We start from the raw sequence: 11515 nt of genomic DNA, 5'->3' as shown, positions 1-11515 counted from the left end.
GAACCGCTTGTCTCCTAAAGCCATCATGCTCAGATAAAGATTCATTTAATTCTAAACAGTATTTATAAACTGATTCAGTTAAGTTTGATGTGTTATTTAGGAAATCATGATGTAGTTCTTTCCTAGCTTTGGTTAACAGCTCTCTACTACCAGTTAATGATGCTTCAAGGTTTTTTACTTCCTTTTTATCTAAAAACCTTAACCATATCAAGCTTAACCTTTGTGTATCAATATAAGGTAAAGCAGTTGCATATGGTGGACTTGTAACTGCAACATCAAACTTTCCACCACCTAAAGTATCAACTTCTAGTATTGATTCCCTAGAATCCCAAAGTGTTGCAAAACCCTTCTGATGGATTAAACCTACAATATCCTGAGAAGCTGATAAATTAGCAAGGAAGTTATCGAACTTAATTTTAAAAGCTTCCATGAATGGTATATCAGGAAAAGGTGATTTCCTTCGCCTGATTCTTAAGTCTGCGGGTTCTTGTAAAGAGTAATCACGCAGTATATCGGAAGCTAAAACAAAAAATATGCTTTTATAATCACCTCCCTCTTTCAATATACTACCTCTCAGCCTTTCAATAATATTGTAATTATCTTCAGGGAACCAGTCTCTTAAGTACTCAGTGTACTCATCTTCATGATCGCTAATAATTGTAGTATTGAACGTTTCAAAAATACTTTGGAAGTGCTCTAGTAATATTGACGCTTTAGTATTTAGAGCTAATAACTTAGAATTCGATATATATATTGCTAATGGGTTCATGTCTGTACCATAGCCTTCCATATTCGAATGAGTTGACTCTACAAGAGTAGTTCCACTTCCACAAAAAGGGTCTAAAAGCTTAGACCCCTCTTTAATATTTAAGATATTCAATATACCTCTTACTATTTGAGGGTTGAATTTTCCTTTATATTCATGAATTCCATGTACAGAATATCTTGTTGATTGTTTTCTATGATTACCTGTAATAGCACATGATCTTTCTAGCCTTCTCTGCAAGGTTTCAACTGTGTAGCCGTCTTTAGTGTAATCAGAAAAATAAACTAGTCTATCCAAATGTTTTTCGGTAAAGCCGCTTGATTTTATAGTAACTGACTCGTCATTGCAGATAATATCCGTCTCTGATAAAAGTGTCTTTACCTCTCTTATTCCGAGCTCTTTTTCATAGGGGAAATACTTATGGTTATGCCAGTGCAGTTTTATATCAGACATATATATCAGCCAACTTATTTGTTAAATACAAGTATGTGTTCCACTTTAATTTTACCGTGAGACAAATTAAACGACTTTCTTGAAGGAGCTATCTCTCTTTCAATTTTTGCAATTCTAGTAAAACCTACTTTATATGCTGCACTAGTTATTAACTCAGCATTATCTACAATTTCACCACGAATTTTTGATCTTCCGATAATAAAACAGGCTTTACCGTTATCCACGAGGGAATCCCAAATCAACTGTAATAAATACTGCATTTCATCCTGAAAGTCTTGATTTGTTGGTGGGTTTTTCTTGTAGTAATGGGCTCTTGCTCCGATTTCCTTCTTCTTAACTTCAAGAGGGTCATACCCAAGCCAAAACATCCTATACTTATGATAGAGCCAGTACTCGTAAGCATTTGGATAAGGTGGGGATGTGATCACTAAACCCACTTTTTTCTCAATATCACTTTTAGTGACCTCTAAGATATTTTTTTGAATAACTCTAGCTTGTGGAAAATCTAAAATAGATTCAGATTTCGTCTTTTTTATCTGCAATATGCTTTTCTTGAAAATATCATAGACAGAATTAGCGTTTAAGTTTTTTTCTACTGCTGCATATCGGGTGTCGCTATCTTGGTTTGATATTCGCACTAAAATACTTGAGAGAGATAAAAGCAATGCATCATAAATGCTTTTATCTTCTATTTTTCTTATTTCAATCAGTAACTTAGCTATTTCTATCTGAATATCCTCTTTAAACCAATGGTTCAGATTAGGTATATCTGGTAATTCCACTTTCTCTAATGAGGATTGAGCTTTCCTAATAACGCTATCAGCTATATTTTCAAATAAAACTGTATTAAGAGTGGATGTTTTAACAGACGTTATAAGGCATGCAATAGGATTTAAGTCAACACCTAGGGATTCAAACCCTGCTTTTTGCGCCTCCAACAATGTTGTGCCACTACCACAAAATGGATCTAACACAATAGTACCTTCAGGAGGAGGGAAGATATCAATTAAACTTTTTGGAATTTCAGGTATAAACTTGGCTGGGTATGGGTGAATATTGTTGATACCTCTTGATTTTCCTGAGTCAGGAAAATTCCAATTGATTTCTTCTAATGTAGGGCTGTAGTTTTTTGTCATATTTTGAGTTCAATATATATTTTTATATTCTAGTGGGTTTTGGCTAATGAGGTAGGCTAAAATTTGAGTGATCCAAATACAAGCATATAGTATGAGAGTAGGAACTAAACGAGTAAGTTACTAATGGGGACGCACCTTTTTAATTCTAGAAACAGACCGCTAATATTACCATATAACGCACTATTTCACCCTTACTACGCCAAATACCACGAACCTTCATCAACTGCTCTACGTTACATCAAGACATATAAATGCTGTCTACTGTCACCTATTTAGCACAGTTAATTAGACCTACAGCCAAGCTCCTTTATTAAATCTGCCATTAAATCCTTATCCATCTGTCTGGTCAGGAAATTCGATAGATTGTCAGCTGTATATTCTTTTAGCCCCTGTACAGAATCATTTTCTAAAGCGTCCACAAGAAAAGCACCTAGTAGTATTTTCTGCCGTGTCAGCTTCTTATCTAACTTCTGTTTCTCTCTATTTATCTTAAGTTCAAGCTCGTTAATCTTTTGTTGCTCTTTTAAGTCACCACCACCTAGTAAACCCATACCTTTCTCCTAAATTAGTGAGTTATTTAATCATCTGACTATAGCAACTTCGCCAGTATCTAACAACAGTTTATGATATAGTTATTTGACGGATAGTTGAGTCCCACTGACTAAGTGCGAGTTTTCGACTTCACAAATGTTTATTCCCTACGGTCAACCATTTATGAAGTCAAACATCGGCAGGGGCAAAGCCCCCACACCCCCGCACTACGAAAAGACGTAGTACTAAAAAGCAAAAGCATGAGTGTTTGAAAATGGCTATTTTTCTCGCATCGACTAAATCAATATCACGAGGTAGCGGACAAAGTGCTGTTGCTTCTGCTAGTTATCGGGCAGGGGAAAAACTAGCAGATGAGCGTTACGGTAAGACGCACGATTACTCTAAACGCTCAGGTGTCATGAGTGCCGATATTATTTTGCCGTCAGCGTTAGCTGATGCAGGCGTTACTATTGATCGTAGCGATTTATGGAACAAGGCAGAGAGCGCAGAAAAAAGAAAAGATGCGCGAGTGGCTAGAGAGTGGTTGGTCAATTTACCGCATGAGTTAAGCGAACAAGATCGCAAAGACATAGCACATAGGTTCGCCCAAGAACTAGCCGACCGTTACGACACGATTGCAGATTGCGCTATTCACAGACCGACTCAAAGAGAGATTGATCGCGGTGCTGACCCTCGTAACTTTCATGCTCATATCATGTTTACTACTCGTAAAGCCGTAATAGGTAATAACAACGAGATTGTATTGACTGACAAAGCCGATATTGAGTTGTCCGATACGAAGCGTCGTCAGCTTGGGTTTGAGATAGAACGAGTCAATGAGGAGCTTCAAGAAATTCGTCAGCTGTGGGAACAGATTGCTAATGAGAAGTTAGCTGAGCATAAGCACGATTTAATAGATTGCCGTAGCTATGCAGACCAAGGCAAAGATATTGAGCCGCAGCTTAAAATGGGTTCGGTTGCGACCAAGCTAGAGCGTGACGCATACGAAAAGGCTAAAAAAGAAGCTTTAGATAATGAGCAGGAATTTACTGGCATCGCACCAGTGACGATCCGTGGTGAGATTAACGCTATGATCGCGGAGCGTAATAGCTTGGTGCTAGAAGCGTCTAACAGAATTGAGAGAGAGAACAGTGAACGAATTAATCGAACACAACGAATCGTTGATGAAAACACAGACAGAGCTAGAAACACAGAATCAATCATTGATCGAGTTAGTCGTAAGCTTGGAGAAAGCACTGACAGAATCAGAGGCACAAAATCAATCATTGAAAGAACACAACGAGTCGGTGATGCAAACGCAGACAGCGTTAGAGACGCAAAATCAGCAAATAATTGGGCAGCTGAACGATGCGAAAAACTACCAAAAACTATTGATGAAATCGCTAAAAAGCATGAGAGAGTCTTATCAATCGGTGAATGGGCAGCTACACGATGCGAAAAACTACCAGGTCTCATTGATGGATTTAACAAAAGAGACAGGAAAACATCATCTAAAATTGATGGAAACACAACAAGAATTAGAGAAGAAGCAAAACCAGCCCCAAGCCCTTTCGACAACGAATACGAAAGAGCCTTTCATGAGCGAAAAAGACAAATTGATCAAAAAACTAGAGACGCAGCTCGATACGCTAGTGAAGCAGAACAAAATACTAGAAGAATCAAAGCTGATACGTTAGACAAGAAAAAGGTTCTAGCTTACCGACTGCTCATGCGCAATCACGACAGTAAAAGATTACGTAAAGGACGTAACGACCAATCGGAACATTACCCAGAGAAGTTCGATTATCGACAAATTGCCATACTTAATGAATTTGCGCACTCTCTAGGTATTCATACGATTGAGAAAGAGCATCTAGAGAAACACGAGCTAGTCGTTGATATGCTTAGTCTTGAGGTCATGCAAAACAACCTAGCTGCTATAAACATATTAGTAGATAACCAAAAAGAAAGATCTCACCATCAAACCGTTACAGCAGACTTTTATGATTTTATCGCTAAGGTAGACAAACAAAGAGCTGAACAGGTACAACAGTATCAAACAAGATTAGGTAGAAATGATACTAGCAGAGTGACTGCAACGATAATGACAGCTCAACCTTATCTAGTTGCACTGACTAAATATGCAAATAATAGTGAAAAAACAGATGAGAACAGAGCATTAGCAGAACAACATATCAATCGGACTATTAGATTGACAGCTAAGCAATACGAGATTGCTTACAAAGGACTGGATACTTTAATGAACCATGATAGCGTCCAGAAGCACGTTAGAGAGCTTGGAGACAGTTTAGGTAGATTTACTACTGATTACGCTGAAAAGTTCTCTGACGGCGATTTGATAAATATTAATGACGGTTTAAGAGTTCTTAGTCAGAAGTTAGAGATTGCTAGTCCTACCAATCGATTCTCTCCTTCTCCTTTTTAATTTTATCCACAACTTTTTTACTCCCCCCGTTTCTTTAAAGGTTTTTATTTAATCCTGTTTAATCCTGTTTAATCCTGTTTAAGAAGCTTTTTTACCTTTTTAAATCAATATGTTACAGAGAGAAAAAACAGTAAATGAGCAGAAAAAACAGTAAATGAGCAGAAAAAACAGTAAATGAGCAGAAAAAACAGTAAATGAGCAGAAAAAACAGTTATATAGAAAGTGCTGTTTTTATAATATGTTATTGATGCTAATATACCTTATACATTTATAAAAACAGTAAATGAGCAGGATGAGAAAATGGAAAATAACTTAGTTGTCCAGTCAAATGATCTAATCTTAGCAACGTACACTATGCAAAAGACAGACAAAGAGCTAATACTCGCTTGTATCAGTCAAATTGATAGCAGACCTGATGCGCCGCAGGTCACACAAGATACAGAATACAAAGTGTCAGTTGATGATATGAAATCACTCTTCTTTGGTAAAAAGTCTAAGAATGAGCAGAATATTTATCGTGACATAGAGAGTGCAAGCAAGCGTTTGTATGACGTTGATATTGTAATGAACTTGCCTGAAAATAAGACGCTTCAAACAAGGCTTGTCAGTAGTATTATCTATGATCCTGACAACGGAGAAGTTGTATTATCATTTGCAAGTAAAATACTGCCATATTTAACGCAACTTAAAGCTAACTTTACTAAGTATAGGTTATTGGAAATAGGTGAACTGTCGAGTATTCACTCAATCAGAATGTATGAATTAATAGTCATGTGGGTCAATCAGTTTCAATACAGCAAAGAGTTTAGCTTAGAGGAGCTAAAGTACGTAATGAACGTCAAGAACAAATATAAACAGTTCGGGCAGCTAAAAGATAACGTGATCGAAAAAGCAATAAATGATATCAACGAAAATACAAACTATAGAGTTAGTGTGGAGTATAAAAAGAAAGCTAGAGGTAAGGGATATAAAGGCTTAATACTCAAGTTCCATAAAAAAACATTAGACAAATTAACCAATAAAGACGATACCTTGTCACCGTCCGCCATTCAGTCCATCGTCGATAACGTGCAATTTATGAATGACTATAACAACCATCCAAGCCTAAGCTATGACGGCAGAATGCATACTGATGCATTTAAGCGTGAAATGATTAATATCATACAGCGAGAGCCTGAAAGTTTTAACAAACTTAATAAAGGCTTAGAAAGCTATTTACCAAAGGTCAAACACTAATATCTCGTTCAACACGAATTATAATTAAAAGAACCACCGTTTTTTCTTCTTAGAAGCAGTTGCCGGTGTCATCGTTGATTTTTGTTCTGGCTGTGCTTCATCATCTGATGAAAGTTGCTTGAATTCTAGTAACCTCACCTGAGCAAAATCGTGAATACTAGCGTTGGCTTTATCCAGTGTCTTGTTTAGCTGACTAATCTGTTGTTGGTAATTTTCTATCAGCTGCTTTTGTTCGCTGACTTGCTGTCGAAGGTGTTCGTTCTTTAACTTCTCTAAATCTAATTGGTGTTCAAGCGCTGTACAAGACTGTCCAGCTTGACTGTCCAAGTGCGTACTATCAAGAACGTTCAGTGATTGTTCAGTACGTTTTTTGGACAAAGGCTCTCCAAATACTCGAAGCATCTCCGCAGTGTCAATTTTCTTGTCTGCTGTTCTAGAAATCTCGCCATCATTGACTTTTTGATATATTGTGGTTCTCGATATACCCCATTCCTTTGCTGCTTTTGTCACTGATATGTTCATTGTTCACCTAGTGTCCAAGTACGTTTTTAAGCTCTGTACAATACGACTGTTCAGAACGTTCAGTGGACAACTATCGCATTAACCTACCTATGAGGCAAATCATAAATACTTTATACGAAAGTTAGAGGGTTCAGATATATATTGTCAATTTTATTGAACAAATATCATGTTTTATTGCCATTTATAGGAAAAATTTGATTTTTGATTCTTGAGAGATTTTAATCATATTAAATAGGTACGGTTCCCTAATCAGGACTTGAATCATCTAAATGATGAGAATATATTTCACAGTGTCCTTTCTGGACAGTATCTAAGATAGTCTCGATCATGCCTATGGCAAATCAATTAAGCATTTACTTTAAAAGGTTTTATTATGGAAAGACTGATCAGCATTATGAAGAGCGATTTCGAGGAGTTTCACTCAACTCGTAAAATAAGCCGTGCAGAGAAATTATCGAAAGATATCAAAATGCATGTCAATCATAATGAGTATCCATCATATTTTTTCGGTAACCCTGAAGCAAAGTTTGTATTAGTACATCTTAAACCTAAACAAGTAGACAATTATTCAAATGTACATGAAGAGAGCTTTAAGTTCACTGACTTTGATGAATATTTTGGGTTTCATAGATACTATGGAAAAATTCATTATGGTGAAGACACTACGATAAAACTTAAGTCTTCTTTTGACGCTAAGCAAGTGAAGTTTATAAAACCATTCAATGTTATCAATTTTAATGATGCTAATGGTAATTTTTCGAACCTAGAAAAAGTAATAGATGACAAGCTACAGCTTGAACTTTTGCCTTTCGGATCGAATAGTTTCGAAACTAATAAGGTTGAATCTGCAAAAGAATCATTGCAACCTTATGTTGAAATCTTGCTAGACACAATAACGAGCCAAGAAAGAGATTACGTTGTATTTTGTGGCAAAGTGTTTGAAACACTCTTACAGCCTTATATAGTTTTTAAAGAGGATCATGCATTCAAGCTGCCAAAAGTAAAGGGTGGAATAGCTGTTAACTATTCTAGATTTTCTAACGTAACTCTAGAATTTAATAATAAGAGATTTTCAGCTGGGATAGCTCAGTCTTTTGCACAGATGGGTATCAACATGGGTGAATATGGAAAAAAATGCAGCGAGCTATATAACCTATCAAAGCCTCTTAAATAGTAGAATTATGTCGGACACGACGTATAATGTCGTAAATAAGATCTACATACTATGCATTAGAAAATTATTTTGGTAGTCTCAATAAAAGGTAAAAAACAAACGTATGTGCACACTATTTAATTGAGGAGATAGTAATGATTATTGCACTAAGAGGTTACGGTGCATTTATTTACGCCGGTACAGTAGTAAATGATACTTATGAGTATTTCGAAAATGAAGACATTGACTTACAGGAATATGCTGAATATTTAGACGACCCTGGATCAAGTAATCTACAAATACCTAAAGAGCACGATTTTGTTAATGGTGGTTGTCTGTATGATGTGGATAATTTGTGGCGTATATCAGGCGCAGAATTAACTAGTGATTGTATTTTAAGTGTAGATTTAGAGAATGGAGGTGATGATTGGGAATGTGCCCTTGATCTAGGTACCTTAGAAAAACTTGGAATTAAGACAAAATGTATTAGTTCATCTACTAGGATGATAATGGATTTACCTTCAGGTACTGCTATATTCATGGCTAAGGAAACTACTGAAGGGCTACAGTTTGAAGAAAATCAGATTATATCTAGTAGTGATTTTGACCCAACAAAGTTAGAAATTTATTATCATGAGTATATAGATACGGACATAGTCAAACATATAAAGTACGATGGAAGAGAGTATTTTGGTAGTAACTTTGAATGGGATGCTGAATCTAAAGAGTTTAAATGGCTCTGGTGGTGATTAACAATTAGAGAGATTTCACACAGTGGCTTTCATTAAAAACTCATAAAATTAGGTTATAGATAAATATGTTAACTAAGAAAACCACTACTCGTGGAGATAACTATAATGAACTACTCAGTTTGGCTAAGTCTAAAAATCTGACACTTAGACGTGCCAATAAATCAGGTGAAATTCCTATGAGGTTCGAGGTTGTTCGTAGAGGCGCTTCAAAAAATGAGCAACCTTTTATTGATAATTTAACACCTGAGCAAGTCAATAATAATAGTCCATTAAGTGAGGGCTTCACCTTAAAACAGTTTATTAGCCAGTTTAAAACAGTATGTCCCAAGGGAACCATCTAAAAAGGCTTATTGATCTACTTATAGTGGATTAATGAGTAGTGATCAGTTTAGGTATTTTCTTAGCCACATCAGCGATCAGATGCCGTGAGCACTTAGCCATTTTTTGAATATCAGAATAGCTATGACCTGATTTGAGCAGACTAGCGATAATCTTGCGCTTTTCGGTATCTTTTCTACGTCCTGAATACTTACCTTCTGCTTTAGCTCGAGCAATACCTTGCATTTGACGGTTACGGCGATCTTCATAATCTTTTCGAGCAATGGCTGCAAGCATATCCAGCATCATCGAGTTAATGGCCTGCAATACACTGCTCATAAATTCAGTGCTGCTTTCAGGTTGAAGCGCCATATATGAGGTGGGAAGCTCTTTTGATACGATAGATAGCTTCTTTTCCGATAGCATTCTTTTGAGAGTGTCCCAATCAGCTTGGTTCAAACGCGCTAAGCGATCAATCTGCTCAACTAAGATAACATCGCCCTTATGAGCATCTTCGATCAGCTGCATCAGCTTTGGGCGTACCAGTGTTGCTCCTGATTCATTCTCGACATAGAATGCCGCAATCTTGTGGCCATGATCGTCGGCAAATGCTATAAGCTCGCTTTTGGCACGCTTAGCGTCTTGTTCTTTGGTTGACGCTCGTAGATACGCTCTAATAAACATAAATACCTAAAATAGTCTGTTATAAGTGGTTCCATTATACCAGTCTGTTTTAAGTGGTCTGTTAATAGGTTTGAAGGATGAAATATCTGGTTCCCTTGGGGTATGCTAAATTTGCTGTAAGCGTAGGCACAAGTTATGTAGAACCTTAAATTATCTCTATTGTTTATTTAGTCTTACTTTAGCTATTTGTTCAAATTCTGAGTTATCAATATAACCATATCTTTTTCCTTGATGTCCAATATAGTTAATTGCATGATTCTGTAATTTATTGAACTCAATCGAACCTTTTTTAAATATTCTTAACTCATAAAAATCTTCTTCAACTCTAGATATACAAGCCATATCACCTGAAGCAGCTACTTTACTATACCTTAGCTTTCCTGTGCCAAGCCTAAAATCAAGGTTATTCTCAGCTTCAAAAGTAACCCTTTCATTACTTACTAAGTTTAAATCTACGTATCTTAATTTTATCATAGTAGAAAGGGTTCCTTTCCAGCCCTTTTTATTTTTTATATTTAATGATGGGAAAAAGCTAAATGAATCTTTACTTAACCAGAAGTACTGGGAACCTAAACCTTGTTTGGTCCCTTCTTCTGCTTGGATTCTTGCTGTATCAGCTCTCCCCAACAAAACTAATAAAGTTACAGTTTCCGTTTCTTCTAAATCGACCCTTTTTGACGACTCATCATAGAGAAGCTTCCAAGCTGGAGAGGTTAAATCCGATAAACTTGGAGTATGAATTTGCCATTTTTGAGACTTTATTGAAAGCTCTACGTCTTCCCATTGAAAACTCATTGAGCTTACTTCTTCATTCCCCAGTAATATTGCTGACTCTACATTTTGGGACATTCCAGGACCAGTAAAATTTCCAGAAGTAACAATTAGCTTCTGACCTTTAGAGTCTTTAATCCCGTAACATTTAGAGTGCAACAGTCTTTTTCTATTAATGATATGAACTTCACTGCCGCACTCTAGCAGTGCCTCAACAACTTGCTTGCTAGATAACCTTTGACCAGTGCTTCCACCAAGAAACGATACTATTTTTCCCCCTAACTCAGTATGCTCTTTAAATAACTTATAGAATCTAGCACCACCATTAAAATTTGCAAATCCAGAGATTAAGTATATTACTCCATCTCCTGGAGTATGCGATTTGATCCAAGTATCTTCAAGCATCGGCATCAAGCCGGAGAAGCGCCCAACAGAATACACATCTGGGTGTATGGCAAAATCAATCATTTTTTCTCAATATTAAAAGGGTTTCATGTTTTACAGCATTTTTGCTATGCAGATCATATCTATGGTAGACCTGTAAAGGAAAGCTTTCTTGATGTTTCCACCCAACAGATAAAGCCACTTCCTTAAGCAGCTCAGGAGTATCGACATCAAACCTCTTGCCACCTAGTGTTGTATGATTGTGACCAACAACTAGAGCAAACGGAGCATTAAGTTTGAGACTATTTTTCACTGATTTAAACATAGCTTGCATGTCTGAGAAATATCTATACATCAGGTAAG

11 protein-coding genes and 1 pseudogene are annotated in these 11515 nt (G+C 36.5%); 5 read left to right on the top strand and 7 right to left on the bottom strand.

Translation table 11 applies throughout. The features are described 5' to 3' along the window. The 3 genes from ACS8FA_RS27900 to ACS8FA_RS27890 all read right to left on the bottom strand — a co-directional run. The coding region (locus ACS8FA_RS27900) for a DNA methyltransferase (RefSeq protein ID WP_522902007.1) at window positions 1-1219 on the bottom strand (1219 nt) is incomplete at its 3' end. A gap of 14 nt (window positions 1220-1233) precedes the next feature. Further along, a complete protein-coding gene (locus tag ACS8FA_RS27895) occupies window positions 1234-2355 on the bottom strand; it encodes a DNA methyltransferase (protein WP_439267401.1) in 1122 nt (373 codons plus the stop codon). 281 nt (window positions 2356-2636) lie between these two features. Then, window positions 2637-2906 (bottom strand): mobilization protein MobS, encoded by a 270-nt coding sequence (locus ACS8FA_RS27890; RefSeq protein WP_439267400.1) that lies wholly within the window; start codon window positions 2904-2906, stop codon window positions 2637-2639. A gap of 254 nt (window positions 2907-3160) precedes the next feature. Here ACS8FA_RS27890 and ACS8FA_RS27885 point away from each other — a divergent pair, with 254 nt between their 5' ends. Both ACS8FA_RS27885 and ACS8FA_RS27880 read left to right on the top strand, forming a co-directional pair. Next, window positions 3161-5332 (top strand): MobA/MobL family protein, encoded by a 2172-nt coding sequence (locus ACS8FA_RS27885; protein WP_439267398.1) that lies wholly within the window; start codon window positions 3161-3163, stop codon window positions 5330-5332. A 300-nt stretch (window positions 5333-5632) separates the two neighbouring features. After that, a complete protein-coding gene (locus tag ACS8FA_RS27880) occupies window positions 5633-6568 on the top strand; it encodes a replication initiation protein (RefSeq protein WP_439267396.1) in 936 nt (311 codons plus the stop codon). A 24-nt stretch (window positions 6569-6592) separates the two neighbouring features. Here ACS8FA_RS27880 and ACS8FA_RS27875 read toward each other — a convergent pair whose 3' ends face one another. After that, on the bottom strand, window positions 6593-7090 hold the full coding sequence (locus ACS8FA_RS27875; protein WP_439267394.1) for a plasmid replication DNA-binding protein: 498 nt from the start codon (window positions 7088-7090) through the stop codon (window positions 6593-6595). Window positions 7091-7463: 373 nt separating this feature from the next. Here ACS8FA_RS27875 and ACS8FA_RS27870 point away from each other — a divergent pair, with 373 nt between their 5' ends. From ACS8FA_RS27870 to ACS8FA_RS27860, 3 genes are all read left to right on the top strand, one after another. Next, window positions 7464-8264 (top strand): hypothetical protein, encoded by an 801-nt coding sequence (locus ACS8FA_RS27870; protein ID WP_439267392.1) that lies wholly within the window; start codon window positions 7464-7466, stop codon window positions 8262-8264. 134 nt (window positions 8265-8398) lie between these two features. After that, window positions 8399-8992, top strand: a complete 594-nt coding sequence (locus ACS8FA_RS27865) for a hypothetical protein (RefSeq protein ID WP_439267390.1) — start codon at window positions 8399-8401, stop codon at window positions 8990-8992. A gap of 68 nt (window positions 8993-9060) precedes the next feature. Further along, complete coding sequence (locus ACS8FA_RS27860; RefSeq protein WP_207990662.1) at window positions 9061-9336, top strand: hypothetical protein; 276 nt, start codon at window positions 9061-9063, stop codon at window positions 9334-9336. A 28-nt stretch (window positions 9337-9364) separates the two neighbouring features. On the opposite strand, the gene ACS8FA_RS27855 is transcribed toward ACS8FA_RS27860, so the two are convergent. From ACS8FA_RS27855 to ACS8FA_RS27845, 3 genes and pseudogenes are all read right to left on the bottom strand, one after another. After that, window positions 9365-9997, bottom strand: a complete 633-nt coding sequence (locus tag ACS8FA_RS27855) for a recombinase family protein (RefSeq protein ID WP_439267388.1) — start codon at window positions 9995-9997, stop codon at window positions 9365-9367. Window positions 9998-10153: 156 nt separating this feature from the next. After that, entirely contained in the window at window positions 10154-11236 is a 1083-nt protein-coding gene (locus tag ACS8FA_RS27850) for a restriction endonuclease (protein WP_439267386.1), read from the bottom strand. Beyond that, window positions 11229-11515: pseudogene (locus ACS8FA_RS27845) on the bottom strand (DNA methylase); the annotation flags it as partial. The pseudogene ACS8FA_RS27845 and the gene ACS8FA_RS27850, both read right to left, overlap by 8 nt.

Source organism: Psychrobacter sp. 1Y1 (assembly GCF_051847395.2).
Taxonomy (GTDB): Bacteria; Pseudomonadota; Gammaproteobacteria; order Pseudomonadales; family Moraxellaceae; genus Psychrobacter.
This window is presented reverse-complemented; position numbering and strand designations above follow the sequence as displayed.